At 56.2% G+C, this 19,031-nt stretch carries 15 protein-coding genes; 7 read left to right on the top strand and 8 right to left on the bottom strand.

What is annotated here, in order from left to right; genetic code table 11:
• Positions 1–162 precede the first annotated feature (162 nt).
• From ACQG19_RS08875 to efeU, 5 genes are all read right to left on the bottom strand, one after another.
• Entirely contained in the window at positions 163–1,668 is a 1,506-nt protein-coding gene (locus tag ACQG19_RS08875) for an alanine/glycine:cation symporter family protein (protein WP_038419085.1), read from the bottom strand.
• Between the two features lie 408 nt (positions 1,669–2,076).
• Entirely contained in the window at positions 2,077–2,868 is a 792-nt protein-coding gene (gene phoH / locus ACQG19_RS08870; protein WP_013097183.1) for a phosphate starvation-inducible protein PhoH, read from the bottom strand.
• Between the two features lie 500 nt (positions 2,869–3,368).
• Complete coding sequence (efeB, locus tag ACQG19_RS08865; protein WP_038419084.1) at positions 3,369–4,652, bottom strand: iron uptake transporter deferrochelatase/peroxidase subunit; 1,284 nt, start codon at positions 4,650–4,652, stop codon at positions 3,369–3,371.
• A gap of 5 nt (positions 4,653–4,657) precedes the next feature.
• Entirely contained in the window at positions 4,658–5,785 is a 1,128-nt protein-coding gene (gene efeO, locus ACQG19_RS08860) for an iron uptake system protein EfeO (protein ID WP_013097185.1), read from the bottom strand.
• Between the two features lie 12 nt (positions 5,786–5,797).
• Positions 5,798–6,661 carry an iron uptake transporter permease EfeU gene (gene efeU / locus ACQG19_RS08855; RefSeq protein ID WP_426725863.1) on the bottom strand — a complete coding sequence of 288 codons (864 nt, stop codon included), beginning with the start codon at positions 6,659–6,661 and terminating at the stop codon, positions 5,798–5,800.
• A 250-nt stretch (positions 6,662–6,911) separates the two neighbouring features.
• On the opposite strand from efeU, the gene ACQG19_RS08850 reads away from it, so the two are divergent.
• Positions 6,912–8,096, top strand: a complete 1,185-nt coding sequence (locus tag ACQG19_RS08850) for a NupC/NupG family nucleoside CNT transporter (RefSeq protein ID WP_013097187.1) — start codon at positions 6,912–6,914, stop codon at positions 8,094–8,096.
• Positions 8,097–8,166: 70 nt separating this feature from the next.
• Here ACQG19_RS08850 and ACQG19_RS08845 read toward each other — a convergent pair whose 3' ends face one another.
• Entirely contained in the window at positions 8,167–8,586 is a 420-nt protein-coding gene (locus tag ACQG19_RS08845; protein WP_013097188.1) for a DUF3574 domain-containing protein, read from the bottom strand.
• Positions 8,587–8,703: 117 nt separating this feature from the next.
• Entirely contained in the window at positions 8,704–10,212 is a 1,509-nt protein-coding gene (gene putP / locus ACQG19_RS08840; protein WP_029882760.1) for a sodium/proline symporter PutP, read from the bottom strand.
• 422 nt (positions 10,213–10,634) lie between these two features.
• On the opposite strand from putP, the gene putA reads away from it, so the two are divergent.
• Both putA and ACQG19_RS08830 read left to right on the top strand, forming a co-directional pair.
• Positions 10,635–14,597 carry a trifunctional transcriptional regulator/proline dehydrogenase/L-glutamate gamma-semialdehyde dehydrogenase gene (putA, locus tag ACQG19_RS08835; RefSeq protein WP_040023863.1) on the top strand — a complete coding sequence of 1,321 codons (3,963 nt, stop codon included), beginning with the start codon at positions 10,635–10,637 and terminating at the stop codon, positions 14,595–14,597.
• A 101-nt stretch (positions 14,598–14,698) separates the two neighbouring features.
• Positions 14,699–15,088 carry a lysozyme inhibitor LprI family protein gene (locus ACQG19_RS08830; RefSeq protein ID WP_029882762.1) on the top strand — a complete coding sequence of 130 codons (390 nt, stop codon included), beginning with the start codon at positions 14,699–14,701 and terminating at the stop codon, positions 15,086–15,088.
• Between the two features lie 68 nt (positions 15,089–15,156).
• On the opposite strand, the gene rutR is transcribed toward ACQG19_RS08830, so the two are convergent.
• On the bottom strand, positions 15,157–15,795 hold the full coding sequence (gene rutR / locus ACQG19_RS08825) for an HTH-type transcriptional regulator RutR (protein WP_013097192.1): 639 nt from the start codon (positions 15,793–15,795) through the stop codon (positions 15,157–15,159).
• Positions 15,796–16,037: 242 nt separating this feature from the next.
• On the opposite strand from rutR, the gene rutA reads away from it, so the two are divergent.
• From rutA to rutD, 4 genes are read left to right on the top strand one after another with little or no spacing between them, the layout of a single operon-like run.
• The gene (rutA, locus tag ACQG19_RS08820; RefSeq protein ID WP_013097193.1) at positions 16,038–17,129 is read left to right on the top strand and encodes a pyrimidine utilization protein A; all 1,092 of its coding nucleotides are present in this window, start codon (positions 16,038–16,040) and stop codon (positions 17,127–17,129) included.
• Positions 17,129–17,818: a pyrimidine utilization protein B gene (gene rutB, locus ACQG19_RS08815; RefSeq protein ID WP_013097194.1), complete on the top strand. Its 690-nt coding sequence runs from the start codon at positions 17,129–17,131 to the stop codon at positions 17,816–17,818. Before rutA ends, rutB begins: the two co-directional genes overlap by 1 nt.
• An 11-nt stretch (positions 17,819–17,829) precedes the next feature.
• Complete coding sequence (rutC, locus tag ACQG19_RS08810; RefSeq protein ID WP_013097195.1) at positions 17,830–18,216, top strand: pyrimidine utilization protein C; 387 nt, start codon at positions 17,830–17,832, stop codon at positions 18,214–18,216.
• Positions 18,217–18,223: 7 nt separating this feature from the next.
• Positions 18,224–19,024, top strand: coding sequence for a pyrimidine utilization protein D (gene rutD / locus ACQG19_RS08805; RefSeq protein WP_058680363.1), 801 nt, complete (start codon positions 18,224–18,226; stop codon positions 19,022–19,024).
• Positions 19,025–19,031: the final 7 nt, after the last annotated feature.

Below are 19,031 nucleotides of genomic sequence, written 5' to 3'. Positions count from 1 at the left end.
GGGCTTTTTTCTTTTATAGTCTCCGAAGGGGGGGATGAGAATCCCCGACCGGGGTTCGACAAAGACAGTTCAGCAACGTAGTCGCCTTATTCGCCGGGTGGCGCTAACGCTTACCCGGCCTACAAGACCCATGGGCCCGTAAATTAATACGGGCTACCACGATTAATTGTTCAGTTTCCCTGCGTTCTGCTCTCTCACGACAGAAGTCGTCTGTTCTGGATTTGCAGCAGGTTCATCTTTACGCTCTTCCAGCCAGTAATCCGCATTTTTAATCCCCAGTCGAATCGGGTCAAAGTGCGGATCCACCCCCTGCGCATTCTGAATTTCATAATCCTTAAGGCTGGCAAACGCTTTTTTATGTAAAAGCACAATGGCAATAATGTTAAGCCATGCCATCAGCCCTACCCCAATATCCCCCAGCCCCCATGCCAGATCCGCCGTACGAACTGTGCCATATACCGTTGAAGCCATCAGGCATAATTTGAGCACGAATGTCAGCCATGGACGGTGAATTTTACGGTTGATGAAGGCGATATTGGTTTCAGCAATATAGTAGTAAGCAATAATGGTCGTGAAGGCAAAGAAGAACAGCGCAACAGCAACAAAGTAATTACCAAAGCCTGGCATCATACTTTCCATTGCCGTCTGCACATAGCCAGGCCCTGCTGCCACGCCGGAAATACCGGTATAGAGTGCAGCACCGTCAATGCCCTGCACGTTATACAGACCGGTGATCAACAGCATAAACCCGGTCGCCGAGCAGACAAACAGCGTGTCGATATAGACCGAGAAAGCCTGAACCAGCCCCTGCTTCACCGGATGGCTCACTGCCGCCGCAGATGACGCATGCGGCCCGGTACCTTGCGCCGCCTCATTGGAATAGACCCCGCGCTTAACGCCCCACATGATAGCCTGACCAAGAATGGCACCAAAACCAGCTTCCAGACCAAAAGCGCTTTTCCAGATCAACAGAATCACACCAGGAAGCTCGGTAATATTAATGGCGATAATAACGCAAGCCACAATAATATAGCCGAGCGCCATAAACGGAACGACCATACTGCTAAAACTGGCGATCCTTTTTACACCACCAAAAATAATAAAACTTAACAGTACGGCAAGTAATGCTGCCGTGACATTTGGATCAAGCCCAAATGCAATATCCAGGCTGGCACCAATCGAGTTTGCTTGTACCCCTGGCAGTAATAAACCGCAGGAGAAAATGGTGACGACGGCAAATAACCATGCATACCATTTAACGCCTAATCCTTTTTCAATATAAAAGGCAGGACCGCCACGATATTCACCGTTGATTTTTTCTTTATAAACCTGGCCCAACGTAGATTCCACAAACGCAGAGCTGGCCCCCAAAAACGCCACAATCCACATCCAGAAAAGTGCGCCCGGTCCACCGAAAGTAATAGCGGTGGCGACGCCAGCAATGTTCCCGGTCCCTACACGCCCTGCCAGCGTCATCGTCAGTGCCTGGAACGACGATACGCCAGCATCGGTAGGACGCCCCTGGAACATCAAGGTAATCATATGTTTTATATGACGTAACTGCAAAAAACGACTACGTAATGAGAAATAGAGGCCGACACCCAGACATAAAAATATTAACGCCGGGCTCCAGATAACACCGTTAATTGCACCAACCAGTTCGTTCATGTATGACCCTCAACGTGATGTTCCAGGGAAACGGTTCCCCATGGGATTTTCTTGTTAGAATGTTGTTTGAATCAGTACGAAACATAGAGAATTAGACACAATACACCAACTTAATTTTCACATCTTAGTAACATTATGTGACAACATTCACGTTTAAATTTGAGCGAACAATTAGCGCGATCATGATATTCATGGGTACTTTGTGGATATTATAAATACACATCACATTTCGCTGAGCGTGATAAAAAACCAGCGTCAAAAATGAATAACCGACATGATGAATTCCGCAAGACAGGCAATCTTTTAAAAGACAACCAGACGCGAGTCGTGAGAAGAAATAAAAGAAGCTTCCCGGCATTACGCCGGGAAGGGATGACAGGTGAGCGGTAAAACGGCGATGTTTTACCGTCAGTCGGAATAGACTTCCAGCGTGCGCTGGCACAGCGCCGACCGCACACAATCTTCTTTGGTAAAGCGTACTACCCCAATCATGTCGTCTTCCTCAAAACGTGACATGGCGTCGCTCAAGCCGGATTTCACGCCGGATGGCAGGTCACACTGGGTAATATCGCCATTGACGATAACCGTCACGTTCTCCCCGAGGCGCGTTAAGAACATCTTCATTTGCGCAGCGGTCACGTTCTGAGCCTCGTCAAGAATGACGACCGCATTTTCAAATGTACGTCCGCGCATATAGGCGAACGGCGCGATTTCCACCTTGCCAATCTCTGGTCGCAGGCAGTACTGCATAAAGGATGCACCCAGTCGCTTCACCAGCACGTCATAAACGGGCCTGAAGTAAGGGGCAAACTTCTCCGATATGTCACCGGGTAAGAAGCCGAGATCTTCATCAGCTTGCAGTACCGGACGGGTAACAATAATTCTCTCCACGTCCTTATGGATCAGGGCCTCCGCTGCTTTGGCTGCACTGATCCAGGTTTTCCCGCATCCGGCTTCACCGGTTGCAAAGATGAGCTGTTTACTCTCGATAGCATTCAGGTAGTGCGCCTGAGCCTCATTGCGCGCCACAATTGGGGAATTATCACGGCTGTCCCGCGCCATGCCAATTGCTTCTACGCCACTCATCTGCACAAGCGAGGTGACCGATTCTTCTTCACGCTGTTTATGACTACGTGAATCCCGTCTCAGCACACGTTTTGCTTCGCGACGAGCTTTGATCACTGCTTTTTGTCTTCCCATGGATAGCACCTTGAGTTGTTGGTATTCATCACACGCGCCAGTTTCGGCACGATTATGCGCACGAACATCAGAGGGTTGGCTTCCTTGTAAGCCATTGCTTGCCTTACCGGATGACGATACAGAATAGCTACGCGCACCATTCTGCACGTCGGTAGAATCTGGTTTCTGAATAGAAGGGGAGAATTTAGTGGTGAGGAAATCGCTGCCGGAGTCTGAGCCTCCGCGCCGGGTACTGCGGTTGTTGTGTTTACCTTGTCCAGTACAGGACGATACCATTCGCGATCTCCATAGTGATTCAGCATCACTGCCGGGAACTACCGCTGTCTTATCTTAAGTACATCAGGGATTATCATAAATGCAACATTTATTTTACCTGAATGCAACTTTTAAGACTGCTCCTGCAGTTGAAAACAGTCTCATACAGGAATATTACAGAAATATAACAGAGGGATAGTCATATGAAAAAATAATGTCCCCACGAACTATCGCAGGGACAATTATCAGGCTTCTATCAGCCCTTGCGCGAGCCAGGCGTTTGAATCGCGCACGCCTGGCAGCGCGAAGAAATAGCCGCCGCCGATAGGTTTAACGTACTCTTCCAGCGCTTCGCCGTTTAACCGCTTCTGCACGGTGAGGAAGCCCTTCTCCAGATCGTGCTGATAGCAGACAAACAGCAGCCCCATATCCAGCTGACCGGAATTGGTCACCCCCAGCGAGTAGCTATAGCCCCGGCGCATCATCAGGCTTGACTGCGTCTCTTTGGTGCGCGGATTCGCCAGCCGGATATGGCTGTCCAGCGCAATGGTATCGCCATTAGGATCGCTGGCGTAATCCGGCACATCATGCTCGTGCTTCATGCCAAGCGGCGCCCCGCTCTGCTTGTCACGGCCAAAGATCGTCTGCTGCTCTTTAAGCGGCGTGCGATCCCAGAATTCCACATGGAACTGAATCACCCGCACCGCCTGATAGCTCCCGCCGACGGCCCAGGCAGGCTCACCCTGATCGGCTGTGACCCAGACGACCTCTTTCATTAGCGCGCCGTTGCTGCTGTCCGGGTTGGCGGTGCCATCCTTAAAGCCCAGCAGGTTCACCGGCGTCTCTTTGCCTTTGCTGCGGGCAGCATGGTCAGAGATAAACCCTTCCCGCTTCCAGCGCACGCTCAACAGATCAGGCGTGTGTTTGATGATATCCCGCAGAGCGTGGATCACCGTGTCCTGCGTGTTAGCGCAAATCTGCAGGAGCAGATCGCCGTGGCAGAGAGCAGCATCCAGAGAATCATTCGGGAAACGCGTCATTTTTTGCAGCGCTTTCGGCTTCTGTTTTGCCAGCCCGTAACGTTCATCAAACAGCGATTCGCCCAGCGACACCGTAATGGTCAGATTATCCGGGGCGATGAACGACCCTAAGATCCCCGAGTCCATAGGCGGCAGTCGTGGATTTGGCGTTTCTGGCGCCGGTCCCCCTGCAGTCAAAAACGCGATGCGCGTGGTCAGCAGGCGAAACAGGCGCTCCAGGTCAGCTTTATCACTTGCCAGCGAATCAAAGGCCACCAGCATCATGGAGGCCTGCTGTGGTGTCAGAATGCCCGCCTGATGTTCGCCATAGAAAGGCTGCGTCTCCATACGGGCATCCGGTGACAGCGTACCGGGCGCACTTTGCGGTTTTACCGCATGCGCCACCGGACACCCTCCGGCCAGGGCAAATGCGCCCCCCAGCGCCCCTACCCCTTTCAACAACCGACGACGTGACGGTTCTGCCACGTCGTATTCGTCATGCTTGTTCATCGTGCTTAGTCCAGACCCAGTACGCCACGCAGCAGGGAGAGATCTTCCGCCAGGGTGGTAATCGGGCCTTTCAGCGCGTTACGGTCGGCGTCGGTCAGTTTGTCGTAGGTTTCAAACCCGTCTTTGGTGCGGTACTTCGCCAGAATGGTGTCGACTTTCTTAAAGTTGGCATCCACTTTTGCCAGCAGCTCGCTATTCTCTTTCTGCAGCTGTGGGCGCAGCAGGTTAACAATTTTCTGCGCGCCATCGACGTTCGCCTGGAAATCCCACAGATCAGTGTGGCTGTAGCGATCTTCTTCACCGCTGATTTTGCTGGCGGCCACTTCTTCAATCAGTCCGGCCGCACCGCCCACCACTTTAGATGGCGGGAAGGCCAGCTCGCTGATGCGCTTTTGCAGCTCCAGCACGTCGCTGTTGAGCTGATCGGCATACTTCTCCATCCCTTTGGTAGAGTTATCGCCAAACAGGGCTTTCTCCAGACGGTGGAAGCCGGTGAATTTTGGATCGGCCGCTTTCTGCTCGTAATCGTCTTCACGGGCATCAATGCTGCCATCAAGATCGGAGAACAGCTCCGCAATCGGCTCAATGCGCTCGTAGTGCTGACGGGTGGGCGCATACAGGGATTTCGCTTTGTCGATATCGCCCGCTTTCACCGCATCCGTAAAGGCTTTGGTTCCCGCTGCCAGGTCTGCCGTCTCTTTGATGACATACGCTTTATAAGCGGTGATGGCATCGCCCAGGCTCAGCAGGGCCGTGCCTTTCGCGGCATCCGCTGTGGCATTCCCCTTAACGATGAGCTTACCTTTCGGGTTGGTCAGCAGACCGCAGGTCATGTCATATTCACCCGGCTGCAGGTTAGCCGTCATTTTCTGGCTAAAGCCCGGCGCGATATTTTCGCGCTCTTCCACGACCATCACGCCTTTGAGAATTTCCCACTCCAGCGCTTTCTGGCTGTGGTTCTGAATAATAAATTGTGTCTTACCGCTGTTGACCGTAATGGTCATCGGCTCACACTGCTTATCATTCACCGTCACCTTGACCTGTGGAATATCAGCAGCCTGAGCGGCGAAGGCAGAAGCAACAAGCGCTGCCACACCAACCTGTAACGCACTACGACGAAATTGAATTGCCATGACCCTTCCCTTTTAAAAGTATGTTGTAACTACAGTAAGCACATCAGGGCGCAGTACGCGACGGCTGAGCGCTGGGGCCGATGGCATAAAGAAGAGCGCCAGCGCCGGAATAAGATAGATAAAGTACATCGCCACTTCACTGACGCTTGGCGTTTCCTGATAGCCGAAGATCCCTTCGAGCAGCGTGCCGGTCAGTGAATGGGTAGAAAGAACATTGCTAAGATCGAACGCCACATCCTGGAAGTGGTTCCACAGACCCGCCTCATGGAAAGCGCGGATCGCCCCTGCCGCCAGCCCTGCGGCCACCAGCAAAATGAACAGGCTGGTCCATTTAAAGAAGGCCCCCAGGTTCAGGCGAATGCCACCCCAGTAGAGCAGGAAACCCAGCACCACGGCCGTTGCCAGCCCCAGCATCGCCCCCAGTGGTGGCCAGATCCCCACATCCTGCTGAAAGGCAGCCAGCAGGAAGAAAACGGATTCCAGACCTTCACGCGCCACGGCGAAAAAAACCATCATGATCAGCGCCCAGCCGTGATGATTTCCCTTCTGCAGGGCATTATCTACCGCCTGCTCCAGCTGCACCTTCACGTTACGCGAGACTTTACGCATCCAGAACACCATCCAGGTGAGGATCACCACCGCTATCACGGCAACGATACCTTCGAACAGCTCCTGCTCTTTCTGCGGGAATTCACCGGTGGTTTCATTGATCAGAATGCCCAGGCCCAGACAGAGCGCAGCGGCGAGGAAAACCCCTATCCACATCACCCCAATCCAGCGTCCGCGCTGGGTTCGCTTCAGATAACTGGCGATGAGGCTAACAATGAGGGCCGCTTCCAGGCCTTCGCGTAACATAATGAGAAATGGAACAAACATGCAGACACCTTAAATGTTTATCGCGGTCAACTGATGCAAAGAAAGGTAAATTCTTGTGATAGTGATTATCATTACGGCGATAAGAAAAACAAGCGAAATGTGTGGTTTTTGATGACGAGTTGTAAACGCATCGCGGGGTAATAGTTGCGCTCGTGACGTTCCGGTTTATAAGGTATAACGAAAATGCCCATTTACGGTTAATCAGCGCTGTGGCTAAATATCCGCCTCGCAAACTAACCGAAAATAAACCATGTTTAAGATTGTCCATTTCCTGCTGGCGCTGGTGATTATTCTTGCGCTTGCCTGGCTGGTAAGTTTTGACCGCCGAAAAATTCGCATTCGCTTTGTTTTACAGCTGATCGTTATTGAAATTGCGCTGGCGTTCTTTTTCCTGCACGCCGAAAGCGGGTTATTCCTGATTAAATACATCTCCGGTTTCTTTGAATCACTGCTCAAATTTGCCGGCGAAGGGACCAATTTCGTCTTTGGCGGAATGGGTGAAAAAGGGCTGGCGTTCATTTTCCTCGGCGTGCTTTGCCCGATTATTTTTATCTCCGCACTCATTGGTATTCTTCAGCACTGGCGCATTCTGCCGATTTTTATTCGGCTGATTGGCACGCTGCTGTCAAAACTGAACGGCATGGGCAAGCTGGAATCCTTTAACGCGGTGAGTTCACTGATCCTCGGACAGTCTGAAAACTTTATTGCCTACAAGGGCGTACTGGGCGATCTCTCGTCACGTCGTCTGTTCACCATGGCGGCCACGGCCATGTCGACCGTCTCCCTGTCGATTGTCGGTGCCTATATGACCATGCTCGACGCTAAATTTGTGGTGGCGGCGCTCATTCTGAACATGTTCAGCACCTTTATTATTCTCTCCGTCATCAACCCGGTTCGCCCGGAAGCGGAGCCGGATATTAAGCTCGAAAAACTGCATGAATCCCAGAGCTTCTTCGAAATGCTGGGCGAGTATATTCTGGCCGGTTTTAAAGTGGCGATGATTATTCTGGCGATGCTGATTGGCTTTATTGCGCTTATAAGCGCCATTAACGCCCTCTTCTCCAGCGTATTTGGTATGAGCTTCCAGCAGATCCTGGGCTATGTGTTTTATCCGCTGGCGTGGCTGGTGGGTATTCCGCTGAGCGATGCCTTAAATGCCGGCAGTATTATGGCAACTAAGCTGGTAGCGAATGAATTTGTGGCGATGATTGAGCTGCAAAAAATTGCGCATCAGATGTCACCGCGCGGGCTGGGGATTTTATCCGTGTTCCTGGTGTCGTTCGCCAACTTCGCCTCCATCGGTATTGTCGCAGGTGCAATCAAGGGCCTGAACGAGCAGCAGGGCAACGTGGTGTCGCGGTTTGGTCTGCGTCTGGTGTATGGCGCGACGCTGGTGAGTTTGCTGTCGGCGAGCTTTGCGGGCCTGGTATTGTGATGTGATGCCGGGTGGCGCGCAGCGATCCCGGCCTACGATGCAACAACGGCGGGTTATCCCGCCGTTTTCTTTAAAACTGCACACACACCGGCTGATCGACCCGCATCACCGACTCCTGCGCAAAGCGGGATTTATAGATACCGCGTAACGCCTCAATGTTCTTCTCGCTCTGCGCATCTTTTCCGTGGATCAGCATCAACGCCTTGCTCGGCTCACGCGCCACTTTACCGTCGTTGCCCAGCCACTGTCCGCGCGCATCAAACACCGTTAAGCCATCACGAAAACGCGGCGTCACGTCCCGGTCAACAAACTGCTGCCATTCGTCGGGGGTGATCTGCGCCCCGGCCGGACGATTTAAGCCGAAATAAAGCGTGGTCTGCTGCATCTGGTTATCCACTTTGCAGGTGTCAGTCGCCGTATGCTGCGACGGTGCCGTACAGCCAGCCAGCATCAGGAATGCCGCTGCCAGTAACCCTGTTTTGATTGTCATGCTTCGCTATCCTCATTGTTATAAGTGCAGCGATATCACCGTAAATTACGGATTTTGGCAAGAAAAAAGCCGGGTGGCGCTGACGCTCACCCGGCTTACAGTGTGCAGGAAGAAAAATTACTCAGCCTGTAGCTTCGTCGGCGGCGCAGTGTGGTAATGGGCATCCGCTTCCGCAAAGCGTTTCTGCATGGAGGCAGACGGCGCTTTACCCAGCAGGCTAAAGACCACAATACCGAGACTGCCGAAGATGAAACCCGGGATAATTTCGTACAGGCCCAGCCACGCGAACTGTTTCCAGACGATAACCGTGACCGCACCGATAATCATCCCCGCCAGCGCGCCGTTACGGGTCATACGCGACCACATCACGGAGAACAGCACCACCGGACCAAACGCCGCACCAAAGCCCGCCCACGCGTAGCTCACCAGACCCAGCACGCGGTTTTCCGGGTTCGATGCCAGCGCAATGGCCACCAGCGCCACCACCAGCACCATGAAGCGCCCTACCCACACCAGCTCTTTCTGGCTTGCACCTTTACGCAGGAATGCCTTGTAGAGGTCTTCGGTGATCGCACTGGAGCAGACCAACAGCTGGCAGCTCAGGGTGGACATCACCGCCGCCAGAATAGCGGAGAGCAGAATACCGGCGATCCACGGGTTAAACAGCACCTGCGCCAGCTCGATAAACACACGCTCGGCGTTCTGGTTTACCGCGCCCGCCTGCGCCGGGTTGTTGTTGAAGTATGCAATGCCAAAGAAGCCCACCGCGCACGCCCCTGCCAGGCAGAGGATCATCCACGTCATACTGATGCGACGCGCATGAACGATGGTGTGGTGAGAATCGGCCGCCATAAAGCGCGCCAGGATATGCGGCTGACCGAAATAGCCTAGACCCCAGCCCATCAGGGAGACGATGGCGACAAAGTTCAGCCCTTTCAGCATATCGACGTTTTCAATGCTCTTCTGCTTGATCACTTCCAGCGACTCGCCAAAACCACCTACGGTGAAGATCACAATCACCGGGGTCAGGATCAGGGCGAAAATCATCAGGCTCGCCTGCACGGTGTCGGTCCAGCTTACCGCCAGGAACCCACCCACGAAGGTGTAGAGGATGGTAGCCGCCGCACCGGCCCACAGGGCGGTTTCGTAGCTCATGCCGAAGGTGCTTTCGAACAGACGCGCACCGGCCACAATGCCGGAGGCACAATAAATAGTGAAGAACAGCAGGATCACCACCGCCGAGATAATGCGCAGGATGCGGCTGTTATCTTCGAAACGGCCGGTGAAATAATCCGGCAGCGTCAGGGCGTTGTTGTTCACTTCGGTATGCACGCGCAGACGGCCTGCTACCAGCTTCCAGTTAATCCACGCCCCGAGAGTCAGGCCAATGGCGATCCAGCTTTCAGAGATGCCGGAGATGAAAATCGCACCCGGCAGCCCCATCAGCAGCCAGCCACTCATGTCCGATGCCCCCGCAGAAAGCGCAGTCACCATTGGGCCTAAACTGCGGCCACCCAGAATGTAGTCGTCAAAGTTCTTTGTAGAACGCCATGCCAAAAACCCTATCAGGATCATGCCAAAAATATAAACGAGAAATGTCACCAGCATCGGTGTGCTCATTGCCATTCAAATTCTCCAAAAGTCGAGCGACAACCGTCCGGGTTGCCTTGTTATGTCATCACCGGAACGGGGTGATGGGTATCTGTGTTTCTGTTGGCCGCGCGTATCCTGCCGTAAGCAGTGCTCGCACACAAACGATTTAACACTGCATTTACATCAAATTCATCCCCGGTTTTATATGTCTTTCCTATAGGTTGCACTCGCTCACATTTATACGGGTTGCACCTTTTAAAAGTGTTAAGTACCGCATAAAAACAAGCTTCGTATGCAGAAGCCAGCGCTTTTTTCCAGCTAACCATCCGTTAACAATCCATTCATTTTTCAGCTTGCTAGCCGGGTCACATTTAACACGGTTGCACAAAGTTGCAACATGGTGGATATTTCAGGCTAACCACCGAACACGATCAAAGAACAACAGGAGTTTTGGCATGGGCATGACCACCATGGGGGTTAAGCTGGATGACGCAACCCGCGAACGGATTAAGACCGCAGCAACCCGCATTGACCGCACGCCGCACTGGCTAATCAAGCAGGCAATTTTTAACTATCTCGAACGGCTTGAGAGCGACGAAGGTCTGCCCGAGCTGCCCGCCCTGCTGGCAGGTGCCGCCAATGAGAGCGAAGACGCGCCGGTTGCTGGCGACGAGAATCATCAGCCGTTCCTGGAGTTCGCGGAGCAGATCCTGCCGCAGTCCGTCAGCCGCGCCGCCATTACCGGTGCGTACCGCCGTGCTGAAACGGACGCCGTGCCAATGCTGCTGGAGCAGGCTCGCCTGCCTGAAGCCGTCGCCGCGCAGGCGCACAGCCTGGCGTATCAGCTGGCCGACAAACTGCGTAACCAGAAAACCGCCAGCGGCCGTGCCGGTATGGTGCAGAGCCTGCTACAGGAGTTTTCCCTCTCCTCCCAGGAAGGCGTGGCGCTGATGTGTCTGGCAGAAGCACTGCTGCGTATTCCTGATAAAGCCACCCGCGATGCGCTGATCCGCGACAAAATCAGCAACGGCAACTGGCAGTCACACATTGGCCGCAGCCCGTCGCTGTTCGTTAACGCCGCCACCTGGGGTCTGCTGTTTACCGGCAAGCTGGTCTCGACCCACAACGAAGCGAACCTCTCCCGCTCCCTGAACCGTATTATCGGCAAGAGCGGCGAGCCGCTGATCCGCAAAGGCGTGGATATGGCGATGCGCCTGATGGGCGAGCAGTTTGTTACCGGTGAAACCATCGCCGAAGCGCTGGCCAACGCCCGCAAGCTGGAAGATAAAGGGTTCCGCTACTCTTACGACATGCTGGGTGAAGCGGCTCTGACCGCTGCCGACGCGCAGGCCTACATGGTCTCTTACCAGCAGGCGATCCACGCCATCGGTAAAGCGTCCAACGGTCGCGGTATTTATGAAGGTCCGGGCATCTCAATCAAGCTCTCCGCCCTGCACCCGCGCTACAGCCGCGCGCAGTACGACCGGGTGATGGAAGAGCTCTACCCGCGCCTGAAATCCCTGACCCTGCTGGCGCGCCAGTATGACATTGGCATCAACATCGACGCCGAAGAGGCAGACCGTCTGGAGATCTCGCTCGATCTGCTGGAAAAACTGTGCTTTGAGCCAGAACTGGCAGGCTGGAACGGAATTGGCTTTGTTATTCAGGCCTACCAGAAACGCTGCCCGTTCGTTATTGATTACCTGATTGATCTGGCCAGCCGCAGCCGTCGTCGCCTGATGATCCGACTGGTAAAAGGCGCTTACTGGGACAGCGAGATCAAACGTGCCCAGATGGAAGGTCTGGAAGGCTACCCGGTTTACACCCGCAAGGTTTACACCGACGTCTCTTACCTCGCCTGTGCGAAAAAACTGCTCGGCGTACCGAACCTGATCTACCCGCAGTTCGCTACCCACAATGCTCATACCCTGGCGGCGATCTATACCCTGGCCGGGCAGAACTACTATCCGGGCCAGTACGAATTCCAGTGCTTGCACGGCATGGGTGAACCGCTCTACGAGCAGGTCACCGGTAAAGTGGCAGAGGGCAAGCTGAACCGTCCGTGCCGTATTTATGCTCCGGTCGGTACCCATGAAACCCTGCTGGCGTACCTGGTGCGTCGTCTGCTGGAGAACGGGGCGAACACCTCCTTCGTTAACCGCATTGCCGATACCACCCTGCCGCTGGACGAACTGGTTGCCGATCCGGTGCAGGCCGTTGAGAAAATGGCGGCTCAGGAAGGCCAGATTGGTCTGCCGCATCCGAAGATTGCCCTGCCGCGCGAGCTGTACGGCAAAGGCCGCATCAACTCGGCGGGTCTGGATCTCGCCAACGAACACCGTCTGGCGTCCCTCTCTTCTGCCCTGCTCAACAGCGCGCTGCAGAAATGGCAGGCCAAACCGATGCTGGAACAGCCGGTCGCAGACGGCGAGATGCAGCCGGTGATCAACCCGGCAGAGCCAAAAGATATTGTCGGCTACGTGCGTGAAGCCACGGAAGCGGAAGTGGAGCAGGCGCTGGAGAGCGCGGTAAACAACGCGCCAATCTGGTTCGCCACCCCGCCGCAAGAACGTGCCGCCATTCTGGAACGCGCCGCGGTGCTGATGGAAGATCAGATGCAGTCGCTCATTGGTATCCTGGTGCGCGAAGCGGGGAAAACCTTCAGCAACGCCATCGCCGAAGTCCGTGAAGCCGTCGACTTCCTGCACTACTATGCAGGCCAGGTGCGCGATGATTTCGATAACGAAACGCACCGCCCGCTTGGTCCTGTGGTCTGTATCAGCCCGTGGAACTTCCCGCTGGCGATCTTCACCGGCCAGATTGCCGCCGCGCTTGCCGCAGGCAACAGCGTGCTGGCCAAACCGGCGGAGCAAACCCCGCTGATTGCCGCTCAGGGGATTAACATCCTGCTGGAAGCGGGCGTACCGGCGGGCGTGGTGCAGCTGCTGCCAGGCCGGGGTGAAACGGTGGGTGCGAAGCTCACCGCGGATAACCGCGTGCGTGGCGTGATGTTTACCGGCTCGACCGAAGTGGCCTCCCTGCTGCAGCGTAACATCGCCACCCGTCTGGATGCCCAGGGCCGCCCAACGCCGCTCATCGCGGAAACCGGCGGCATGAACGCCATGATTGTCGACTCCTCTGCTCTCACCGAGCAGGTAGTGGTAGACGTGCTGGCCTCCGCCTTTGACAGCGCGGGTCAGCGCTGCTCCGCCCTGCGCGTGTTGTGCCTGCAGGACGACGTGGCCGACCACACGCTGAAGATGCTGCGTGGTGCCATGGCCGAGTGCCGCATGGGCAACCCGGGCCGCCTCACCACCGATATCGGGCCGGTGATCGACGCGGAAGCCAAAGCGAATATTGAAAACCACATTCAGGCCATGCGTGCCAAAGGCCGTCCGGTGTTCCAGGCCGTGCGCGAGAACAGCGAAGATGCCCGCGAGTGGCAGACCGGCACCTTTGTGCCGCCTACGCTTATCGAGCTGGCAAGCTTCGACGAGCTGAAAAAAGAGGTCTTCGGCCCGGTCCTGCACGTGGTGCGTTACAACCGTAACAACCTGAATGCATTGATTGAGCAGATCAACGCCTCCGGCTATGGCCTGACGCTCGGCGTGCATACCCGTATCGACGAAACCATCGCCCAGGTCACCGGCAGCGCCAAAGTGGGCAACCTGTACGTCAACCGCAACATGGTTGGCGCGGTCGTGGGCGTGCAGCCGTTCGGCGGCGAGGGGCTCTCCGGCACCGGTCCTAAAGCGGGTGGCCCGCTCTATCTGTACCGTCTGCTGGCGAACCGTCCTGAGCGCGCGCTGGGCGTGACGCTGGCACGCCAGGACGCGGACTATCCGGTGGATGTCCAGTTGAAAACCGTGCTGACGCAGCCGCTGGAAGCACTCATCAGCTGGGCGGAAAAACGTCCTGAGCTGCGCGCTGTCGCACAGCAGTACGGCGAGCTGGCGCAGGCTGGCACGCAGCGTCTGCTGCCGGGTCCTACCGGCGAACGCAACACCTGGACGCTGATGCCGCGCGAACGCGTGCTGTGCGTGGCGGATAACGAACAGGATGCGCTGGTTCAGCTGGCCGCCGCGATGGCAACAGGTTGTGAAGTGCTGTGGCCGGAAGACGGTCTGCACCGCGATCTGGCGAAGCAACTGCCGAAAGCGGTTTCTGCCCGCATTCACTTTGCGAAGCCTGATGCCCTGCTTGCGCAGCCGTTTGACGCGGTTATCTACCACGGTGATTCCGATCAGCTGCGCGAACTGTGCGAGCAGGTTGCGGCCCGCAGCGGGGCGATTGTTTCGGTGCAGGGCTTCGCTCGCGGTGAAACCAACCTGCTGCTGGAGCGCCTGTACGTGGAGCGTTCGCTCAGCGTCAACACCGCGGCAGCGGGCGGTAACGCCAGCCTGATGACAATCGGGTAATCGTGTACACTCTCCCCGGTGACGCTACGCTAACCGGGGCTACAACTTCACCTTAGGCCGGATAAGCACAGCGCATCCGGCTTTTTTACACGGAGGGGATGATGAAAAGAGTATTTCTCGCAGGCGCCGCCCTGCTGCTGAGCGCCAGCGCGCTGGCCGACGAGTGCGACAACGCCACTACGCAGCTTGAACTGAATACCTGTAGCGCGCAGCAGTACCAGGCCGCTGATAAAAAGCTCAACCAGACTTATCAGTCCGCCATTAAGCGTGCGGCGGCCCCACAGCGTGACCTGCTGAAAAAGGCGCAGCAGGCGTGGATCGCCCTGCGCGATGCGGATTGCAATTTTATCGGTTCTGGTACCGAGGGAGGCAGCGTGCAGCCTATGATCATTAGTCAGTGCCTGACGGAGAAAACAGTGGAACGCGAGGCGTTTCTGGCCTCGCTGATGCAGTGTGAAGAGGGCAACTTAAGCTGTCCCCTCACCCCATAGGGGCGAGGGATAAAAGACAGCACAGAACAGTCCCCTCTCCCCGTGGGAGAGGGTTAGGGTGAGGGAAACTAGCGCACGCGGATCCCTTCAATAATCATCCGCTGCACGTTTTCGAGAGTGCTCTGGAAAAACGCTTCGTCCTGCAGCGTCTTTCCGGTTACCGCTTCCACCTGGGCCGCAAAGTCAGCGTAGTGCTGGGTGGCGGCCCAAATCATAAAGATCAGATGCTGCGGATCGACAGGTGCCAGTTTGCCGCTGGCGACCCACCCGGCGATGATCGCGGATTTATCGTCCACCAGCTGTTTTAAATCCCCCGTCAGCTCTGCCTTCAGCAGCGGCGCGCCCTGCAGCATCTCCAGACAGAACAGCCGGGATGCCTGCGGATAATCACGGGAGACCTCCAGCTTCAGGCGGATGTACTCTTTGATCGCCACCAGCGGGGCGAACTCCTGACGAAAGGCCTTTAGCGGCGCCAGCCAGATATCCAGGATCTGCTGCATTACTGCCACATACAGCGCCTCTTTCGACGGGTAATAGTAGAGCAGATTGGTTTTGGACACCCCGGCCTGCTCCGCCACCTGTTCCAGGCGCGTGCCGTGAATGCCGAACTGTGAAAAGGTCTCCAGCGCCGCACTGAGGATGGCGTGCTTTTTGGCGCTCACCGCCTGCGAACGTTTACCTGCTGTTTTCACTGCGCCTTGTGTCATCCCGCTCTCCTTATTCTGCGTTGCCAACAGCATAGCAAAACCCCCGCCTCGCCACGACATTCTGCACTCCCATCGCGCATGAATGCCTGTTTTGTGTGCAATGTTTTTGACCATTTAGTCCACTTTTGTCACGTTCAATTCACCAACCATTGATTAACACATTAATAACAAAGCCATTTTGAAAACTGGCACTCCCTTTGCAAAACCCTGTTCACCTGCAACGTAGTGAAGAGAGGTTCGTGATGAAAATTGGCGTATTTGTACCCATCGGCAACAACGGCTGGCTTATCTCGACCACTGCTCCGCAATACATGCCGACCTTTGAGCTGAACAAAGCCATCGTGCAAAAAGCGGAGCACTACCATTTCGACTTTGCACTTTCGATGATCAAGCTGCGCGGCTTTGGCGGCAAAACCGAATTCTGGGATCACAATCTGGAGTCCTTCACCCTGATGGCGGGCCTGGCGGCGGTGACGTCACGGATTCAGATCTACGCCACCGCCGCCACGCTCACCCTGCCGCCAGCCATTGTCGCGCGGATGGCCTCCACTATCGACTCCATCTCCGGGGGACGCTTTGGCGTCAATCTGGTCACCGGCTGGCAAAAGCCGGAGTACGACCAGATGGGGCTCTGGCCGGGAGATGAGTACTTCTCGCGCCGCTATGAGTACCTTACCGAATACGTGCAGGTGCTGCGCGATCTCTGGGGTACCGGCAAGAGCGATTTCAAAGGTGACTACTTCACCATGAATGACTGTCGCGTCAGCCCGCAGCCTTCTGCACCAATGAAGGTGATCTGCGCCGGGCAGAGCGACGCGGGAATGGCGTTCTCGGCAAAATACGCCGACTTCAATTTCTGTTTCGGTAAAGGCGTCAACACCCCCGCCGCCTTCGCCCCAACCGCCGCACGCATGAAAGAGGCCGCCGACAAAACCGGCCGTGATGTGGGCTCTTACGTGCTGTTTATGGTCATTGCCGACGAAACCGATGAGGCCGCGCGCGCCAAATGGGAGCGTTATAAGGACGGGGCCGACGACGAGGCCCTGAGCTGGCTCACCGAACAGAGCCAGAAAGATACCCGTTCCGGCGCGGACACCAACGTGCGCCAGATGGCCGACCCGACCTCTGCCGTCAATATCAACATGGGCACGCTCGTCGGCTCGTATGCCAGCGTTGCCAGAATGCTCGACGAAGTGGCCGCCGTTCCCGGCGCGGAAGGTGTTCTGCTGACCTTCGACGATTTCCTCACCGGTGTGGAGACCTTCGGCGAGCGCATTCAGCCGCTGATGCAGTGCCGCGCTCACATTCCTGCCATAACCAAGGAGGTGGCGTAATGACAACCCTTAATGCCCGTCCGGAAGCCATCACCTTTTCTGCACCGCAGAGCGCGCTGATTGTGGTGGATATGCAAAACGCCTACGCCAGCCCCGGCGGTTATCTGGATCTGGCGGGGTTTGACGTCTCCGCCACCCGGCCGGTGATTGAGAACATCAAAACCGCCGTCGCCGCCGCACGCGCCGCCGGGATGCTCATCATCTGGTTTCAGAACGGCTGGGACGATCAATACGTGGAAGCCGGTGGCCCCGGCTCGCCCAATTTTCACAAATCGAACGCCCTGAAAACCATGCGCAAACGGCCCGAACTGCAGGGCAAGTTGCTGGCTAAAGGTGGCTGGGATTATCAGCTGGTGGATGAACTGGTGCCGGAGGCAGGCGATATCGTGCTGCCCAAACCGCGCTACAGCGGCTTTTTCAACACGCCGCTCGACAGCCTGCTGCGCAGCCGGGGCATTCGTCATCTGGTCTTTACCGGCATTGCCACCAATGTCTGCGTAGAGTCGACCCTGCGCGACGGCTTCTTCCTCGAGTATTTCGGCGTGGTACTGGAAGACGCCACTCATCAGGCGGGGCCGGAATTTGCCCAGAAAGCGGCGCTGTTCAATATCGAAACCTTTTTTGGCTGGGTCAGTAACGTCGCCGATTTTTGCGACGCCCTGAACCCGCCGCTCGCCCGTATCGCCTGAGGAGACATACGATGCCGAAATCCGTGATTATTCCACCGGGCACCAGCACGCCGATTGCGCCGTTTGTCCCCGGCACGCTCGCCGATGGCGTGGTGTACGTCTCCGGTACTCTGCCGTTTGATAAAGACAACAACGTGGTGTTTATCAACGACCCAAAGGCGCAAACGCGCCACGTGCTGGAGACGATCAAGACCGTGATCGAAACCGCGGGTGGCACGATGGAGGATGTGACGTTCAACAGCATCTTTATCACCGACTGGAAAAACTACGCCGCGATTAACGAGATCTATGCGGAGTTCTTCCCCGGCGATAAGCCGGCCCGCTTCTGCATTCAGTGCGGGCTGGTGAAGCCGGACGCGCTGGTTGAAATCGCCACCGTTGCGCACATTGGAAAGTGAGGCTGCCATGAAGCTCTCCGTCTCACCGCCCCCGTTTGACGGCGCGCCCGTCGTGGTGCTGATTGCCGGACTCGGCGGGGGCGGCAGCTACTGGTTACCCCAGCTAGCCGCGCTGGAACAGGAGTATCAGGTGGTCTGTTACGACCAGCGTGGCACCGGCAATAACCCTGACACCCTGCCGGAAGAGTACACCCTGGCGCAGATGGCCGGTGAGCTGGCACAGGCGCTGACCGCGGTCGGCATCACCCGCTACTGTGTGGTCGGCCATGCGCTGGGGGCGCTGATCGGCCTGCAACTGGCGCTCGACACCCCCGATGCGCTCAAAGCGCTGGTGTGCGTCAACGGCTGGCTGACGCTGAATGCCCATACCCGACGCTGCTTTCAGATCCGCGAACGGCTGCTGCATGCCGGTGGCGCGCAGGCGTGGGTAGAGGCGCAGCCGCTGTTTCTCTATCCAGCAGACTGGATGGCCGCCCGCGCACCGCGTCTGGAGGCAGAAGAAGCACTGGCGCTGGCGCACTTTCAGGGCAAAAACAATCTGCTGCGCAGGCTGAACGCGCTGAAAAAGGCCGATTTTAGCCGCCATGCCGCCCGCATCGCCTGCCCGGTACACCTTATCAGTTCCGCCGACGACCTGCTGGTGCCCTCTGTCTGCTCGTCTGAGCTGCAGGCGGCGCTCCCGCACAGCCACAGCGTGGTGATGCGCCAGGGCGGTCATGCCTGCAACGTCACCGAGCCGGAAACGTTTAATACCCTGCTGCTTAACGGGCTTGCCAGCCTGCTGCACAGCCATGAACCCGCTTTATAAGGAGTTT

This window comes from Enterobacter cloacae complex sp. 277I4 (assembly GCF_050031465.1).
In the GTDB taxonomy this organism is placed as follows: domain Bacteria; phylum Pseudomonadota; class Gammaproteobacteria; order Enterobacterales; family Enterobacteriaceae; genus Enterobacter; species Enterobacter cloacae.
This window is presented reverse-complemented; position numbering and strand designations above follow the sequence as displayed.